This window comes from Bradyrhizobium sp. 23AC, from assembly GCF_054863025.1.
Genome location: NZ_JAVAYN010000010.1, coordinates 67,675 through 84,386 on the forward strand (window position 1 = coordinate 67,675; position 16,712 = coordinate 84,386).

General features: G+C 59.1%; 15 protein-coding genes. 2 read left to right on the forward strand and 13 right to left on the reverse strand.

Going from position 1 to position 16,712, the window contains the following annotated elements; all coding sequences use genetic code 11:
- Window positions 1–32: 32 nt before the first annotated feature.
- The 13 genes from RAD10_RS23185 to RAD10_RS23245 form a co-directional block, all read right to left on the reverse strand.
- Window positions 33–1,295, reverse strand: coding sequence for a glycosyltransferase family 4 protein (locus RAD10_RS23185; RefSeq protein ID WP_461619365.1), 1,263 nt, complete (start codon window positions 1,293–1,295; stop codon window positions 33–35).
- Complete coding sequence (locus tag RAD10_RS23190; RefSeq protein WP_461619366.1) at window positions 1,292–2,587, reverse strand: polysaccharide pyruvyl transferase family protein; 1,296 nt, start codon at window positions 2,585–2,587, stop codon at window positions 1,292–1,294. The genes RAD10_RS23185 and RAD10_RS23190 overlap by 4 nt, the downstream gene beginning before the upstream one ends.
- Window positions 2,584–3,639 carry a glycosyltransferase gene (locus RAD10_RS23195; protein ID WP_461619367.1) on the reverse strand — a complete coding sequence of 352 codons (1,056 nt, stop codon included), beginning with the start codon at window positions 3,637–3,639 and terminating at the stop codon, window positions 2,584–2,586. The genes RAD10_RS23190 and RAD10_RS23195 overlap by 4 nt, the downstream gene beginning before the upstream one ends.
- A 115-nt stretch (window positions 3,640–3,754) precedes the next feature.
- Complete coding sequence (locus RAD10_RS23200) at window positions 3,755–5,107, reverse strand: lipopolysaccharide biosynthesis protein (protein WP_461619368.1); 1,353 nt, start codon at window positions 5,105–5,107, stop codon at window positions 3,755–3,757.
- Complete coding sequence (locus tag RAD10_RS23205) at window positions 5,097–6,041, reverse strand: aldo/keto reductase (protein WP_179736974.1); 945 nt, start codon at window positions 6,039–6,041, stop codon at window positions 5,097–5,099. Before RAD10_RS23205 ends, RAD10_RS23200 begins: the two co-directional genes overlap by 11 nt.
- Window positions 6,041–7,606: an FAD-dependent oxidoreductase gene (locus tag RAD10_RS23210; RefSeq protein WP_179736972.1), complete on the reverse strand. Its 1,566-nt coding sequence runs from the start codon at window positions 7,604–7,606 to the stop codon at window positions 6,041–6,043. Before RAD10_RS23210 ends, RAD10_RS23205 begins: the two co-directional genes overlap by 1 nt.
- Window positions 7,607–7,609: 3 nt before the next feature.
- The gene (locus RAD10_RS23215) at window positions 7,610–7,981 is read right to left on the reverse strand and encodes a hypothetical protein (protein WP_461619369.1); all 372 of its coding nucleotides are present in this window, start codon (window positions 7,979–7,981) and stop codon (window positions 7,610–7,612) included.
- Window positions 7,947–8,531 (reverse strand): hypothetical protein, encoded by a 585-nt coding sequence (locus RAD10_RS23220; RefSeq protein ID WP_461619370.1) that lies wholly within the window; start codon window positions 8,529–8,531, stop codon window positions 7,947–7,949. The genes RAD10_RS23215 and RAD10_RS23220 overlap by 35 nt, the downstream gene beginning before the upstream one ends.
- Before the next feature lie 172 nt (window positions 8,532–8,703).
- Entirely contained in the window at window positions 8,704–10,971 is a 2,268-nt protein-coding gene (locus RAD10_RS23225; protein ID WP_179736966.1) for a polysaccharide biosynthesis tyrosine autokinase, read from the reverse strand.
- A 283-nt stretch (window positions 10,972–11,254) separates the two neighbouring features.
- Complete coding sequence (locus tag RAD10_RS23230) at window positions 11,255–11,878, reverse strand: hypothetical protein (protein WP_461619371.1); 624 nt, start codon at window positions 11,876–11,878, stop codon at window positions 11,255–11,257.
- Between the two features lie 140 nt (window positions 11,879–12,018).
- On the reverse strand, window positions 12,019–13,521 hold the full coding sequence (locus RAD10_RS23235; RefSeq protein ID WP_461619372.1) for an O-antigen ligase family protein: 1,503 nt from the start codon (window positions 13,519–13,521) through the stop codon (window positions 12,019–12,021).
- Between the two features lie 31 nt (window positions 13,522–13,552).
- Window positions 13,553–14,290, reverse strand: a complete 738-nt coding sequence (locus tag RAD10_RS23240) for a hypothetical protein (protein WP_245323209.1) — start codon at window positions 14,288–14,290, stop codon at window positions 13,553–13,555.
- A gap of 9 nt (window positions 14,291–14,299) precedes the next feature.
- A complete protein-coding gene (locus tag RAD10_RS23245) occupies window positions 14,300–15,502 on the reverse strand; it encodes a polysaccharide biosynthesis/export family protein (protein ID WP_038973340.1) in 1,203 nt (400 codons plus the stop codon).
- Between the two features lie 408 nt (window positions 15,503–15,910).
- On the opposite strand from RAD10_RS23245, the gene RAD10_RS23250 reads away from it, so the two are divergent.
- Together RAD10_RS23250 and RAD10_RS23255 are read left to right on the forward strand one after the other, a co-directional pair.
- Complete coding sequence (locus RAD10_RS23250) at window positions 15,911–16,354, forward strand: hypothetical protein (RefSeq protein WP_461619373.1); 444 nt, start codon at window positions 15,911–15,913, stop codon at window positions 16,352–16,354.
- Window positions 16,355–16,430: 76 nt separating this feature from the next.
- Window positions 16,431–16,706 carry a hypothetical protein gene (locus RAD10_RS23255; RefSeq protein WP_461619374.1) on the forward strand — a complete coding sequence of 92 codons (276 nt, stop codon included), beginning with the start codon at window positions 16,431–16,433 and terminating at the stop codon, window positions 16,704–16,706.
- Window positions 16,707–16,712: the final 6 nt, after the last annotated feature.

Consider the following 16,712-nt stretch of genomic DNA (forward strand, 5'->3'; position numbering starts at 1 on the left):
TCCACAACAAAACGGTGGACGGTTCAGCGAAGCTAGAATGGTCCTTCCAGCAGGGATTCGATCGACGACCGATAACGCGCGAACGTATATTTCTGGGCTTCACGCTGCGCGTTCGCCTTGAAGGAAGCCAGCCTCTCACGGTTGGATATTACTTCCATCACAGCCGATTGGAGCGCTTCTTCCGTGAGTTCCGGCAGCATTATGCCCGTCTCGGGCGTGACCGCAACGCCGGCATTTTTCGATTGAATGAGCGCCAGTCCGGAAGCCATTGCCTCCAGAAGCACCAGAGCGGAGCCCTCAAAGTAGCTCGGAAAGATCAGGACGTCCGCATTCCTCATGATGGAAGGAACATCCGCACGCGGGACAGTCGGCTGATAGCTCACTCGTTCTGAATACTTCGAGAAGATCGCTTTAGGCACAAGCATATCTCCGACGATCTGCACAGATGCCAGCTCGCGTGGAATCTTTTCGAACACCTTGAGCACCAGATGAATTCCTTTCCGCACACCGGCCTGACCGAGAAACAGGAAGCGAACGGGCCCAGACCGGGGGGTATCTTCAGCCCGGTTGAATCCTCCGAACAAGCGTTCGTCGAAGCAGTAGTTCAACACGCGCAATCGATCTCCAACCGAACCGTCAGACGCATGTTTCCTCACGGAATCCGCAGCAAACGGCGACCCCGTCAAGATCACATCCGCCAGGCTATACTCCTCGTCGTCTCGTTCGATGCGGTCGGCCGGTATTCGGAATGAGGAGTCGGAGAAGAATTCCGGATATGTCTCGTGTAGATCATCCATTATCCGGTTGTGCTCCCGTCCATCGCCAATGGTCCGATCGAGAATGCAAGCCCTTCCGGCGGCTTTCGCCGCCCGAAACGCGTGGACCGACGAGCTGCTATACCCCCACAGGTCAAAGCTTCGGGAGGACTCCATTTCCGATTTCAGCAGTTCCGCAAATCTTGCATTTCCGAACTGATCAATCCTTCTTGACAGCTGCCGGAATCCGGCGCGGTGAGCCAATCGCTCTATCCATTCAGAGACTCCAACAGTCTTGACGAGGTTAGTATCAAGCGCTGGATTGCTGAATCGACGAAACTCGTAGTGCACCTTCTCCCGGATTGGCGACGGCATCATCCGTTCAATCCGATAGGGCCACCGGTCCGGCTGATAAAAAATCGACGTCGCATAGAATTGAAGCCGTCCAAGCTGCTGCAACGCCAGCGCAGTCTGCCACGAATGCTGCGTTCCCGGATGAAAGACCGCAATTTTGTCCGCGAATGAGGATCGGCCTGTCACGAGACGGCCCCCTTCAGTTGCGGCTCTTTCTCGGTCTCCAGAACCTCAGCTAGGGCCGCGCCGAAGCGCATCTTTGTATTCCTGTAGTGATTAACGGCTCGATTTACACGGACAGATACAGCCTTCTCCTCTTTGAGGCTCTCTGCGACCAAACGGCTCAGCACCTGGCAGTCAATGGATGCGATATCGATTACCAGGTCGTCCAAACCGAGATCCCTCATGATGAACTCCGTCTTCGGAAGGTACGAGATCGCGGTTAACGGTCGCGCCTCCATCATTGCAAAAATGCAGGAGTGAAATCGTGTCCCGACAAAGATTCGCGCTCGTCCGATGGCTGCTCGAAGGATTTCTGGCTCGGTTTCCGTCTTGTGCACGAGAACATGTGCTCCCGAACGCTCCGCTACCCTCTGGGCTAAGTCCAGATCACTAGCAACCTGGTTGAAGATGACGGTCCTCAGCCCGTGCTCGCGATATAGCTTATCAAAAATATGTACCAGGCCGTCCTCGTACCTGGCCTTGTCTTCGGCGGGATTTGTCCGATGGGGAAATGGCCAATCGACAACAGTTGCCCCGACGAATTGCTCGCCCCTTTTAAGACCGATTTCCTGCAGAAGATGGTCGATCTCGGACCCGTTCTCGGTCACGTGCAAATTCCAGAAGGCACTGTCACCAGCCACCACGACCTTTTCTGGAGCAATGCCCAACTCTGTGACGAGGAACTGCCGAGAATAACCTTCGCGCACGCACATCAGTGCACATGGCGATAGGACAAGGCGCGTCATCGCAGCTCCAAGCTTCGACTTGATCGGCCCAATGCTCTGTGGAGCTAGAACAGTTTTGGCTCCAACTAGAGTTCCAAAATGGATGTGCAATAGCGCAATGATATAGGACAGATTGACGTCGTGAATATATCCTCCAGGCGCACTGATCACGAAGTCGGCAGCCCGATAAGCCGTCAACGTCTTGCGCTGGCTCACCGGAAGGACTTGCGCCAATCCAAACCAGCCGGTCGCACACGCAAACCAAGCTACAAAGAGGTACACAAGCTGCTCAAGGCGTCCCAAGGGCCCCGAAAATCGCGACGAATTTCCGATGCGCTCACTCCAGTCCACGCCTGGATGCGCCGCTTGCGCGGAGGAAATGCCTTCGAACAGTATGCCCATGATCGTCGCATCCGGATCGACCATCCGCATCTGTTCGATGCATTCGTCCAGCAGGACCGAGTCCCCGCGATTTGAACGACCAAATGCATTCACGATTAAGTATTTCCGCACCATCCTGCTCTCGCTCATGTTCCCGAACGCCCCCCTACTAGCGTTGCTACGCCAGTACTAAACCGGAGCAGGTCCCATTGATCGATTGTGTTGGTTGCCGCCAAAGACATTGTATCTCTCAAGGCCTTTTCGGACAGCAGCTGACGCAAGAACCCCGCAGCGGTCTCAACACTCCCTGGCGAGAACACAAATCCGGATTTTCCGTGCTCGACGATTTCGCCAGCAACGCCACACCGGCTGGTTACGACGCAGGGAATGCCCAAGGCCATCGCTTCGTTCACGCAGAGACCCCATTGATCGTACTCTGATGCCAGCAGTAGGGCCTCGGATCGCCGATAGAAGATAGGCATAATGCTGTTCGGAACGTCTCGAAGGTGACACATCATGTTATCGACCCCGAGCTGCTTTGCTGTCTCCGAAACCGCTGCTTCCTCAGGCCCCGACCCGATAAGCACGAAGCGAACACCGCACTGTGGAGCGCCGCTGGCCGCATATATGCGCAAAGCCACGTCGGCCCGTTTGCGACTGACGAGCCGACTGACACAAATGACGTATCGTTCAGGCAAAATGCCTTTGCGGAGAAGAAACGGAGCCCGCCGCTCCAGCTTGGCAGCTTGAGCTCGAAAGAACGTGTTGTCGATCACGTCATAACCGATTTCAATCGGCCGGCTCATACCGAGCGATCGAAAGTACGAACGGTGCCTAGCGCCCGCGACGAGTGCGCCATCGAACAGGCGAAGCAAGCCGGCCTTGATCCATTCGGACCAAGCACTGCGCTCCTGATCATCCGCTTTGCTGTCCGACATGAAAAATATAGGCACGCTGTTCACCTTGGCAAAAAGCAGCGACGTTAACGCCAACTCGTCAGAATAGCCGATCGTAAAGATATGGCTTGGACGAGCTATCTTCAGGGCGCGCCAGAGAGAGAGAGCCCTCTCCCGCTTGCTTAGACTTCCGATAAGCTTGATACAGCGGATTGCATCCTTTAGAGCCGCAGCTCGTCGCTGCCTGTGTGCATAGAAAGCGGACGATCTCGACGCCTCAATCGCTACCAGCTCGTGGCCAGCCAAACGCAGCCGCTCCTGACACGACGAGAGCCTACTCGCATGGTAGTCGCCAATATGATTGATGACGAAACAAACTCGATGAGTCACTTGGGGCAAAAGCTATCCTCGCAGGCTGAGATCAATGCCAAGACTTCAATCGGGTTAGGCCGCCTGCCAAATAGGCCCCCACCGCCTGCAATGGATTATCGGGGCGGTAAAACAGCCTCCTCGCCTGCTTCGCAATGACCAAGCACATGATCACATCAAGAAACGCGACTGATAACGCGGCACCCGTCGGACCCATTATTCGAGAACAGACAAAAGTTACAGGCATCGTCAACGCGCTAAGAAGGAGAAATGGGAAAGCAAACCCCGCATGGCGGTTAATCGCCAAAATCAAGTTCGAGAGGGGATTCCAGAAGCCACCCAGCACCACCGTCAGTGCCATCAGAGCGATTAACTCCCGGCTGGGAATAATGAGTTGGCGAGTCCAGAGGGCTATCAGCTGAGGACCGAACAGGACTAATAGAATCGCGAATGGCAGCGCGACAGCCAACGCCACACTTACGGTTAACAGCACAATGAGAAACTCGCTTCGTCGGTCCTTCCGTGCGACGGCGGCCGAAAACTCGGGCATGATCGCGTGTGTGAGCAACTGCGTGAGCTGAATGCCGATTCGCGAGAAAGTTCTTGTCGCGGTGAAAACCGGTACAGCCGCGCTGGAGAGCGCGGCTCCGAGAGCCAGGGTTGTACCCTGAAGGAATGCGGCCTGACCAAGCGGAACCGCAAGCACCGCTAGAGCAGGCTTGAGGAGGCCAAGCGCCTCTACTCGATCGGCCTTTTCAAAGCCGATCTTCAGCCAAGGAACATTAATCCTTAAGAGGAGGTTCTGGACCAAAAGCGCAAGAAAGCGCGCCACAACGAGCGTCACAGCCGCATACTCAGGCCCATAGCCCAGGACGACTACGGCGACCATACACACATTCTCGAACAAAATAGTATTAGCAGACCAAAATGCTCCCAGCGCAAATAAGCCGGCGCACCGAAACCCAGCCATGAAGATGCTACCCTGAAGAGAAACAATCGCGTACACGATCAGTAGCGAAAGCGTAACGCGTGTAGCGCTGGGCGTCATCGACGAGAAACTTGGCCACACTGCAGAAGGAATACCCCAGACAATCAACAACGCTCCCAAGACCGCGAGAAGCGACGAGGCCAAAATGACAACCCAAGCACTCTGAAACACGCGAACTGTGTCAGCGTGTCTTCCGCGTGCAGCAAGCATGGTCATCTGATTGCCTGCAGCAGTCGCAAATCCCAGGTCGCTCACAGAAAGGAAACTTGGAACCGCCGCAAGAATGACCCACGCTCCATATGCCTCTACCCCCCAATGAACAGCCAGTACGGGCACGATGAGAAGCTGTACTCCAGCAATGACCAGCTTGTCATAGACGTTTGCGGCGACGCCGATGCTCACACGCTTAAGATTCACCGGCGCTCTCCTCTAAAAGGGACAGGGCGCGCAGCACAGCGGCAATACCGATCGAGTTCTCGATAAGAGCGAGAGCCTCCACAAAAGCTCTGGTACGCTCCTGACTAGTCGAAGCGAATATCAGCTTTGCCGAGGGAAAGCCTGCATGCAGAACAGTGAAAAATACCGCTATCTCGACCGCAGCCAGATCCAAGCGCGCCGATCTTGCTAATGGCACTGCTATTCGGCTGATCTTGTCGCCAAACGCAGCATCCGACTTTTGCAATGCAAACCCAGCGCTAGCAATGCTATGCAGGAAGTGAGGCTTAGAAAGCCCTGGACCGTCGAGTTGGAGATCACACGGCCGCGCCGCAAACTGCGGTACAAAACCGGATGGGAGCATCGCATCGAGGCCGCGATCGAAGCATCGACCATTTGCGTACCCAATCTCCACCGCGGCGCCCCGACGCTTCTCTTGCTCGAGAACTTCGACAGCGGATCGTATCAACTCTACAGAAGGTACTTCGTGCAGGAACAAATAGTCCAAGCGCTCTCGGCGAAGACGGCCACGCGTCCGATCCAGAGACTCTCTTATCGCTACCGGCGAGTAGTCGAATCTATGCTGATGGATGAAGGCTCCCCGAGATTGCGGAGCTGAGGTCGGACCAGAGCGCTTTGGTCGCTCCAGCATTAAGCGCTTGAGAGCGCTCGCGTAAGTGCGAAGGATCGCGTGGTTTGGCCGAACTGAACCGACTTTGGCGGAAAGGAAGACATCACGAAGCCCCGAAACAACATTCCCCACAACGGTTTCCGCCGTTCCCATTCCGTAGGATGGCGCGGTATCAAAATGGCGGATACCTGCTCGCAGACAATATTCGATTAAGCGAGCGGAGTTTCGCTCATAAGCTCCTCCCTTCAGCCTCGCGCACCCAAAGACGATCTGTCCATCCAACATCAGATTTGTCCAAGAGATTTTGCCAACCTCATACCGAAGGCGATTGCCGTCAGCGTAGGATTTGCGAAGCTTCCGGAAGGAAAGGTCGCAGCGCCGGAGACGTAGAGATTGTCAGTGCCGAACACCTTCAAATTCCGATCCACAACAGCCTCCTCGGCATTCTCGCCCATACACGCGCCCCCCATATGGTGATAAGAGTCATGGCAGCTGGTCAGAAAAGTCTGGTCTTCATCGAGGATGCGGGGATCGATTTGAATCTCGCCCAGACCAGATGCGCGAAATTCTGCATCGATCGCCTTGCAGACTTCGTTGGCAGCTCGCATTTCCCGACCATCGAATGCCCAGTGGAGAGCAATCGGAGCATCATCTGGGTGTTGAGACGCATCGAGCCTTAAATAGCTCGCCGCGGTAGGAATTTGCTCGATTTCGAGGCCGAGAAATACGCCGTTATCGAGCAAACTGGTCGCGCGGCGTTCGATCAGGTATCGCCAGGCAAGCGGGAGCAGAATGCGAGCCATTTTGCTGGCATCATTTGCTGCAGCCAGCGATTGCCGCCATTGCGACAAGTCGACGATCCGCCGCGCCAACATAAGCGAATCTCGAAACAGCGAACCTACACCATTGGGTGTGTTGATGGTGCCCACGCAATTCGCAATCTTCATTCTCTCGGAAAAGTCATCTGTAGTGCGAATTTTCACACTATATTTATGCCGGTTGTAGAACACGTGATCAAACAGATCGCGCAGCTGATTCTGATCCTTAACAGCGATCGCTCCTGCAATTCCGTGCAAATGGTCGATGAAAAACTTTCCTACGTTCTTATTATGTTGAAGAGGAGAGCCGGGCGTTTCGACGGCGCGCAACAGGAGACGCACCGCCTCAAATGTGCCGTTGGCGAGAACGAGCTGCCGACAGGCGAGGCGGCAAACTTCGCCGCCGGCAATGGCAACCTCAAGTCCGCGAACACGACGCCCCTCCTCGAACAACAGGCGCTTCACTTCCGAGTTGGTGACGATCTGCGGCCCCTTTGGGTCATGCAACCAGCGCCTAAAGAGCCGGCTGAAGTCAGGCTGCGGCAGCCAGAGATTCATTCCCAACGTTAGGTCTTTTCCAAATTCGGGAGGTCTCTTTGTTACGGCTCGCCAAACGCGTTCCGTGTCCTGGACCCCCTCTCCCACGCCCAAGATCTCGAAAGCTTCACTGAAGAACGGTTGGATCTCGGCGTACGATACGGGCCAATGTTTCTTGCCATCGTAAGAGCGGCTCTCAAAGTCCTTTGCTTCGAACGGCACCAATTGTCCGCCCCAGAGGCGGGTTGTCCCTCCCAATGCCTTCATTCTGCCTTGGCGCAAGCCCCGATGCTGCAAGCCATAATTGATTCCTTCATTCGACTGGATGTAGTCGACGCTGGGAGACGTATCGCCTGCCTCTAGAACGACGACTGACTTGCCGAGTTGTGCCAGCCGAATTGCCAACGTGAGTCCGACGGCTCCCGCGCCGACAACTATGACGTCGGCCTCCAATTGATCAGCACTGCCGGAAAGCTGAGATCCGTCGACAATCATGACTCAACTCGTTGGCGCAGCAACGATGTTCGCCGCAGTCGGGCGTACAAGCACGACGACCCATGCGCTCCGGAAAATCCGAACACCTTCCTCAGTTTCGCCGGAAGAGGCCAACATCGTCATGCGCTTATCCGCGACAATGACGAAGCCAAGATCACTCGCAAAAAAGAAAATGAGAATGATCGATAGCGACACCCATGGGCTGCACACTTCGTTGCCCAGTGGAATATCAACATCGGCACGCGCAAAGGCTGTATGCCCGCAATCATGGGCTGGTCGTAGGCGCACGCTTCTACCTCCAGGGCAGCGCAAAAGCTTGAGGACCGCTTCATTAATGTTCTCACCGTCTCCATAGGCGATCGTCGCGATCGACACCCGGGATTCCCACCTCGAAGCCATCGCGCGATAAACGGCGGGCTAAGCTCTCTCGGCTGGCGATATCGGCCTGTTCTAATCCCGCAAGGAGCGACGCGCGATGTTCCCATCCGATAGTGGTCAGGTTGATAGCTGCTGCGTCAATGAAGTCTGAGTCAACCAACTCGGAAAATTCGGAAACGACGGCCTTCTGCGTTACATCGCTCAACAGCGCAAATACCGCCAGGGCCAGCCGATTGCGTCGGAGCGCAATCCACCCCTCGTGCGGCCCGGCGATATAGGACTTTTCAATAAAACTGATGTACGCACGGTCAAACCCATTGCGGGCTGTCTCAACTGAATACAGCATCAGCCAAAGGAATGCGCTAGATGGGGTGGCCGAAAGCGCAGCCCTGAGCCTGCGCTCCGCACCACTGATCTCGCGATCAAACTCGGAGCTATTGCTCTGAGCGGCCATTTGGCCCGTACTTAGTCCCATCAGCGCCTGGGCTTCATAATACTCGGGTTGCACTATGCCGGGAGGAGGAGCAGCCTCCATTTGGGAAAGCATCTCCGGCAAGACTCCCGGCTTGAAGCGCTCCTCCGCGATGATCCGCGCCGAAACGTTACGGGCTGGCCCAGTTAGCCGAAACGACGGCAAGGCAGCGTAAGACCAAATGACGCCTAGCAGACCGCACAGCAGAAAATGGCTGCGAAGGGTCGTTACTGCCAGCCAGTGAGCGCTATTCGACATACCCATAACGGGCGTAGTATTTCTGATAGTAGTAGCGGCCGTGATAGGACTCGTACCGCGCGAGGGCCTTGGTGTCAGCCTTGTTCAGGACGACGCCGAGCAGCTTGTCGTGGATCTCCGGCGCATTGCGCAGATTGTGCCGCACGACATCTATCTTGGTCTTGCCCCACTCCACTACGAAGACGTAGGAATCGACGAAGGGCGAGGTGACGCGCACATCCACCACCGGAGCCATTGGCGGCATGTCCAGCACCACGTAATCATATTTCGAGCGCAGCAGGCTGACCACCTCGTACATGGCTTTGGAGGCCAGTATCTCGTTGGTATGCAGTAGCTTTGAGGTGGTGCCGGCCGGCAGCACCGCGAGCCCGGTCTGCGGGTCGAGGCTGACGGCATCCTGAAGCTGAACCTTCTGCCCGACCAAATCGACCAGCCCGACTTTCGCGTCCGGCCTAAGCGCGCGCGACAGCGAGGGGTTGCGCAGGTCGGCATCGACCAGGATCACCTTGGCGCCGGAATGCGCCATTAGCTGCGCTAGGTTAGTGGAGAGCGTGCTCTTGCCCTCGTTCGGCAGGGTCGATGTCACTGCCAGCACGCGGTTCTCCCGCACGATAGAGTTGAGATCCACCGCCACCTTCAGCGAGCGCACCGCCTCGGAGAAGCGCGACAGCGGATTGTCGACGACATAACGAAGAAGATCGGGCTGCGGATTGCCCTTCCTGGCAAGCTTGCCGCCCAACACTTTTTCGCCAAGTCCCTGCGCAGAGACCGTGTTGCCGAGCGCGGGCAGGATGGCGATGCAATTGGCCCCGAGTTGCTCCTCGACCTGAGAGGTCGTGCGGAACACCTTGTCTGTGAATTCGCGCGCCATCGCGGCGCCGAAGCTCAGCAGCATACCCCCGAACAGACTTACGGCCAGGATGATCGGGGTCTTCGGGTAGCTCTTCACCAGCGGCGTGGTCGCCGCGCTGATCACCCGCGCCTCGGTGATCGGGAAGGATTGCTGCTGCACACTCTCCATGTAGCGCTGCAGGAAATTATCATACATCGCCTGGTAGGACTGCGCGTTGCTCTCAAGCTCGCGGAGCTGCACCTGCGCCTGGTTGGTGAGCTGCGATTCCGAAACGACGTTGGCGAGGCTGGTCTTGATGCTTTCTTCGCGCGTCACCGCGATGTCGTAGTCGCTCTTGTAGGATTCCTGGATGCGCTTCAGCTCATCGATGATGTTCTTCTTGATCTCGGCCATCTGCCGACGCAGATTGACGGCGGCCAAGTGATCCGAACCGTATTTCATCGACCAGATCGACTCCTTGGAGGCCAGGTCGACATATTGCCCGCGCAGCTTGACGATGGTGTCGTTCTTCAGCGCGTCAGCCACTGAGGCATCCGGAATCTCCTGCTTGAAGATATCGTTCAAGCGGTCCAGCCGCGCCTTGGCTTCGGCGGTCGCCGCATGCGCCATGATCAGCTGACTGTTGACCTCCGCAAGCTGCTGCTCGTTCATCAGCCCCTTGCCGGTGGCGATGATGTTGTTGGCGGTCTTGAAATCGACGACCGCCTTCTGTGCGGCGGAGGCCTGGGTGCGCAGCTCCTTGATACGGTCCTGGAGCCAGACGCTGGCGCGACGGGTCGCTTGGTACTTCGCCTCGAGCTGGTCGACGATATAGGCATCCGCAACGGCGTTGGCGATCCGCGCTGCTTTCTGCGGGTCCCGCGAGGTGAAGCCGATCTCCATCACATAGGTGAGGCCGAGCCGCTTGATGGTCCGATTCTTCTCGAACTGCCCAAGCGCCTTGCGCGTTAGCTCAAACTCGGACGGGACGCGAGTTGATGAGAACAGGCCCGTCGCTGCCCCAATGATCGTGCCGAGCAGGCCGCCTCCGCTGCCGGTGAACTCGGGGTCCTCAATCAAATGCAGGTCGCGGATCACGGCGAGGCTGATGTTCTCCGATTTCAGGATCTCGACCTGCGTCTCCACCGTCGCGGAATCGATTGCGATGTCACCGAGCACGGATTGCTGCTGGAACAGCTGCACCTTGCGGGTGTCGATCACCATCGAGGCTGTCGAGGTGAACAGCGGCGCGGCGGTGAACAGATAGAGCAGCGCCAGGATCACGCAAGCCGAGACAATCGCGACCATGGTCGGGAACTGGCGCCTGATAATGTCGAGATAGGAGGTCAGCGTCTGCGACGCCGAGCCGTCGGCCTCGGCGAAATCACGGTTGATCTCCGAGGTCGGCTTATTCACCTGCAACATCTAGCAATTCCTGAAAATGGATCGATGTGTCTTTATTGGGATTAATGTTCGCCAAAAGCCTGCATGCGTCCGCAGCAAACCTGATGCCAAAGCCCGCGCTCCACGAAACACTAGCACAATCCCGTCCGCAATTGAACGCGCATGATGCAGCGCACAGCTCCGCTTGCACGACATTTTGCATGAAGCTTAACGGCCCAAACGTGAAAGCGGCGCTCGATGGCGCCGCTTTGGTTAGGTCGTGAATGAGGCTGCGCGGAGGGCTTGGTCTCCGGGCAAATACGGGTCAGCGCGTGCTGATCCGATTCGCGGCGTTGGTCGTTCCGGTCACGCCGGCCGTTGCGTTCGGCGAGACCGTCGTCGCATAGTGCAGGCCACCGAAGGTCGGTGCGCCGTTCGCGCTGCCGCCGGTGTTGCCGGGATTGCCGACCGGTCCGCCCGAGCCGGAGCTGCCGCCGCCGCCGCCACCGCCGGTCGCGGCGATCGCGACGTCGCCGGTCGCGGCCTGGTAGGCGGCGATCACGTCGGCGTTGCCGGTGTTGGCGATCGCGGCCTGGATCTCATTGGCGAAGGCCTGGTCGCTCGACGCGGCCATGCGGGCGATCTGGGCGAGGCCGCCGACGATCGCGCGCATCTGGTCCTTGGTGGTGGCGGGATCCTTCAGGAGCGCGATCAGGCCGGGAAGCGTGGTCGGATCGGAGGCGCCGAGGTCGCGCACGCGCGAGATCAGCTGCGGGCCGCCGGTCGGATATTGCTGCAACAGGCTGTTGGGGGAAGCCTTGAAGTCGGAAATGACGGTGGCCGGCAGCTGGCGCTGCGGCGGGTAAACGGCAGCGCTGGCGGCCGACGTGATCGTCGCGGCGAGGGCCGCGGCGGCAGCCATGCGAAGCGCGGTTCTGATAACGCTCATAAATCAACCTCCAAAAAATCAGCTGCCCCGATGTGCTTCCTCGGCCCGGGCAAATGGCTGTGCAGTGCGGAACCTAACCGAAGAGAAAAGAGCTGTCCACTTATTCTAAAGACTTCGTAAACGACGCAACTGCTTCAAATCTAGACACTTTTATGAAGCTGAGGCACCCGGCTCGGCGCTGCGCCAGCGGTTGTCGGATGGCCCTCGCCTCGCCGGCTGGTAGCGCCCGCCTCCGCCATGGGGCGGCTGTCCTTGGTGCGGAAGGATTGCGCCAGGCCCGCGCCGAAAAGCGCAAAGAATGGAATGCTGTAACCGGGCACCTGCAGCGTGAAGTCCAGGCACGAATGCAGCAGCGACAGCGTCGCGGTCGCCACCGCCGCCAGCGGGATGATGGCATCGCGCCGGCGTCCGAACACGCCCCTGGCCAGCACGAGCAGCATGATGGCCCAGCCGAGCGCCACCAGCAGCGCCATGGGAATGCCCACCTCGGAGGCAAGCTCCAGCGGCGTCGAATGCGCGGCATCCCAGACACCGCGAATCGAGATGTTGGGGCTTCGATACGGCGGGAAGGCCCATTGGAAGGTGCCCATGCCGGTGCCGAACCAGGGATTGTCCGCGATGATTTTGAGCGTCGATTTCCAGGCCTCGACGCGGCCCTCGTCGACCAGGCCATTACTGTCGAAGCGGCTGGAGACGCGGCCGCCGAGCAACTGCAAGAGGCCGAGCGCGACGGCTAGGCCCGAGCCGAGCGAAATCCAGATGCCGGTGCGCGGCGGCAGGTCCTTCCTGAGGAACAGCGTGAACGCGACGATCATCGCCAGCAGCGACAGGCCGACGCCGGCACGCGAGGTCGTCATGAACATCGCCATCAGGCAGATCAGCAGGCAGCCAAGCTGCGGCAGGATCTCTTTCGGCGGGATCGCGCGCAGATCGAGCGACAGACGCCGCCATTCGACGTGCCGCTCCGGGAGCCGGCGGCGGACATCTTCCAGGATCAGCAGCATCCAGATCACCGCACAGGAGCCGAAATACGCCGCCGCCGTGTTGCGGTTGATGAAGGTGCCGGTGACGCTGCCGAGATAAGCCGTCTTGTCCCGCCACAGGATCATGGTGGGCTCGATCAGGAACGAGAGCACGCCGTAGAGGGCGTAGGCCGCACCCGAGATCGCGATCACCCACAGCAGACGGCGGGCGCGGTCACGATCGGCGCCGACGGTGATGCCGAGAACGATGGCGAGGATGTTGGCGAGCGGCGCGCCGAGCGCGAAGAACGCCTCGTTCTTGACGATGGAAGCAGAAGGAGCGATCGGCACGCCGAGCAGATCCGAGGCCTGCTTCCAGATCGGCTGGAATGGCGCGACCCAGGGATGGTCGGAGAGCTGCTCGTGCAGCACGAAGGCATAAGCCGCAACGATCACGCCGATGCCGGCGAGCAGCCACAGATGCGGTGCCCGCAGATCGCGCGTCGGCGCGAAGATCACCGCGATCCCGAGGCACAGGCACCAGAACGCAATCGACAGATCATTGGTCGAGCCGAACGGAAACGGCGCGCTGGCCACCACGAAGAACAGGATGAAGGTCGCGGGCAAGCTCCATGACCAACGAATCCTGAACCAGCTCATATTGGGAGGCCAAAGGCGCATCGTGCTTTCTTGAGGCGAGCTTGCTTTAGACTTAGAGGAAGCAATCGATCGGATAGATCTTCAGATCCACGTTGAGGCGGCTGTTCCGGGTCTGCGCCCGGAAAGCCAAGAATACTCCAAAGCTATCACTGCCCGGATCGAGTTTTATTCCAGGGGTTAATTCGTCGGGCGGGACCAGGACGCCGATGTGCCGGTTGATGGCCGAAATCTCGATCCGCCCCTCCCCCTCGCCAAAATGCCCGCCGAGCTGCGTCACCGTGACTTTAGGCAGGCCGCGGCGCTGATGACAAACCTCCTCCTCCCATAGCTTGGTCTGCTGGACCAGCGGCTTTCCCGCACCATCGGGGACAACGATATCCGGGAAGGACGGGCGCAGCATTCCGAAGAACTTGCTCTCCTTGGAGTTCGCCGACAGCCGGACTGTGAACGACAGCTCGCCCTTGGCTCCCTTGAGGCGCGACAAGACAGGAGCGTCAGGCTCCGCGGAGACCATCACGTCGATGCGGTGGCGGACGCCTAGCTCTGCAGCAGCGCCGAGAGCCTGCCCGAGCGGTGCAAGCCCGAAGCCGACGGGGACGAGAGCCAAAAGACGGCAAAGTGTCCGAAAGCGCATGAAGCCCCTTGCAACAGTGCGGGGTGCCCGATGACCGGCGCCCTGCCCAGTGGCGCCTTGATCTTTCCCGAACTCGTAGCCGCAGCAGAACGGCTTCGATCTAAACGAAAATGGCACCGGGACAAAGCCCCGGTGCCATCGGTTTCGCTGGATCAAGTCGGCGTCTTACGGCGCCAGCTTGACGTTGTTGCGGAAGATCAGGGCGTCGTTGGAGAGATTCACCGCATCCGAGCCGGTGGCCATGATCACGCGCAGGAACTGCAGGAATTTCGTAACTTCGACGTTGCGGGAGTTCGAGACGTAGATCACGTCGCCGTTCTTCATCATGACCTTGGTGGTAAGGAAGAAGCCGCCGGGATCGCGGAGGTTCACGTTGAAGATGACCGGAACGGTCTCTGACGTGTACTTGCTCACGTCGATACCGAGCTGGGCCGCAACCTCGCGCGGCTCGCGGCGATACATGTACACGGCGGCCGGATCGGCTTGGCCATCGAGAAGACCGCCGGCCTTGCCCATGGCTTCGCCGAGGTTGATGCGCCAGGCATCGAAGTTGAACTCGCCACTCTGGCCGCTGGCGCCGAACGCCAGGAACTTCTGCTGCTCGCGATAGACGTAGATGCTGTCGTCGGGGCGAACATAGACGTTGTTCTCGGGCGCCATCACGAGATTTTCGAACGGCACGGTGGCCCGCCGTCCGCCACGCTCCAGCATGACCCAGGTCTCGAAGCCCTGGCCCTTGATGCCGCCGGCGCGGGTGATCGCATCGAGCACCTTGTCCTTTGCGCCCGCCGCGCTCGCGGGATAACGCGCCGGCGAATTGACTTCGCCGAGCACGCTGATGAGCTGGGTGCGCTGCGAGGACATCGCGACGACCGCCTGCGGCTCGATGGCGCGGTTGCCGATCTTGTCGATGATCGCGCGCTGGATTTGCACCGCCGTAAGCCCCGCGGCCTTGATCTGGCCGGCATAGGGCACCGTGATGAAGCCGTCATTGTCGACCGACTGATCCGGGATCGTCACATAGTTGCCCGGACGGACGCCGGCTTCCGCCGGAATGAACAGACCGCCTGCCGCGGCTTCGAAGATGGTGACGCTGACGACGTCGCCGATGCCGAATACGATGCTGGCCGGCGGCCGCTTGTCCGTGAACGCTCCCGCGAGCCCCTTGGGCTCATGGGTGTGCAGGATCTTCACCGTGGCGGGATTGAGCGGCACCAGCTCGTAGGCCGGAGCGTTTTCAGTCTGAATCTTGTTGTTGACGTCGTCCGTCAGCGGACCCGAGCCGGGATTGGTCGAGCACGCTCCGAGCGCCAAAGCGGCGGCCAGAAATGCTGGCTTGAAAAGATATGACTTGGCAAAGGAATGCATGAATCGCGCGCCCCAAGAGACCCCAATTAGCCCTGATTGGTACGGCCTAGGGGGTGGTGCGACAAGGGTTCCCGGTGGTTAATGGAGCGATCCGTCGGCTACTGTTGCGTGCGGGCCACTCTTTGGGGCTTGGTTTAACCCTTTGTGACCATTTGTTGTATTTCGTGTGCCCGGTCGGCGAGCAAACCGCCCAACTCAAGGGCTCCGTGTGTCGAGCGCGAGGCTTCTTGACCTCTCTCCGCTCTGCTAAGTCTGGGCCGTTAAGGATAGGAACTCCCATTGTCTGGCCTCCTTCTTGTCCCGCTGTTGGCAGGCTCCCTCCTTGGCGCCGCTGATCGACCATGGGGCTCTGCTACCTCCTGCGCTGGCAGCGCGCGGTCCTCGTGCCAGGGCACACCCATTGTCGAGGTGGCCGCCCCCACCCTCTCCTCGGTCTGGAAGTTCAGCCGCACGCAAGGGGCTAAGGACGGCGAAAGCTTCGCCGCCATCACGAAGACCGCGGATACCACCCAATCCGACCCGGACTTTGCCGGCCTCATCGTGCGCTGTGCGCCAAAGGGCAAGATCGACGTGCTGGTGGCCCTGATCCGGCCCTTTCCACCACGGAGCCACCCCAAGGTCACCATCGCCGCGAGCGGCGGCGGCACCCTGACCTTTGACGCCAGCATGGCGGCCGCAGGCGCCGCGGTGCTGCTGCCCGACGAGGTCTCGGCCTTTGCCGCCGGCAAATGGCAGACAACGGCCTCGCTGTCGGTGGTGGTCAGGGAAAGCGACAGCGAGATCAAGGGCGTGGTGGCCCTGAACGGCTTGCGGGAGGCCTATCATTCGCTGCTGGCAAATTGCAGCCAATAGGCCGAATTTAGCCATACAGCTTAAGGGTCTTTTTAGGGTGGGGAACCTAGGGTCCGAAGCACGGAGAGTGTTTCGGATGACCGCGTTTTTGATTTTCAGCTTTTTGGTAGGTGCCGTGCTGGGCCAACGCTTTCGCGTCCTGGTGCTGCTGCCGTTGACCTTCGCCATGGTGCTCGCCGCCATCCCGGTCGGCTTGGTGCTCGATCTCACTTTGCTCGAGAGCCTGAAAGGCGTGGCACTCACGGCCATCGCCCTCCAGGGCGGCTATCTGTTCGGCTCGGCCGCGCGCTTTGGCCTTGCCGCCGCACGTGCCGCCCGCGTCTTCGGCCGTCCGATCAAGGCCACCCGCTGATCGCGC

Coding starts and splice junctions, on each gene's coding strand:
- RAD10_RS23190 (WP_461619366.1), bottom strand. CDS start 2,587: ATGAGCGAGAGCAGGATGGTGCGGAAATACTTAATCGTGAATGCATTT.
- RAD10_RS23205 (WP_179736974.1), bottom strand. CDS start 6,041: ATGTTGGATGGACAGATCGTCTTTGGGTGCGCGAGGCTGAAGGGAGGA.
- RAD10_RS23210 (WP_179736972.1), bottom strand. CDS start 7,606: ATGATTGTCGACGGATCTCAGCTTTCCGGCAGTGCTGATCAATTGGAG.
- RAD10_RS23220 (WP_461619370.1), bottom strand. CDS start 8,531: ATGCTTTCCCAAATGGAGGCTGCTCCTCCTCCCGGCATAGTGCAACCC.
- RAD10_RS23225 (WP_179736966.1), bottom strand. CDS start 10,971: ATGTTGCAGGTGAATAAGCCGACCTCGGAGATCAACCGTGATTTCGCC.
- RAD10_RS23230 (WP_461619371.1), bottom strand. CDS start 11,878: ATGAGCGTTATCAGAACCGCGCTTCGCATGGCTGCCGCCGCGGCCCTC.
- RAD10_RS23235 (WP_461619372.1), bottom strand. CDS start 13,521: ATGCGCCTTTGGCCTCCCAATATGAGCTGGTTCAGGATTCGTTGGTCA.
- RAD10_RS23245 (WP_038973340.1), bottom strand. CDS start 15,502: ATGCATTCCTTTGCCAAGTCATATCTTTTCAAGCCAGCATTTCTGGCC.
- RAD10_RS23255 (WP_461619374.1), top strand. CDS start 16,431: ATGACCGCGTTTTTGATTTTCAGCTTTTTGGTAGGTGCCGTGCTGGGC.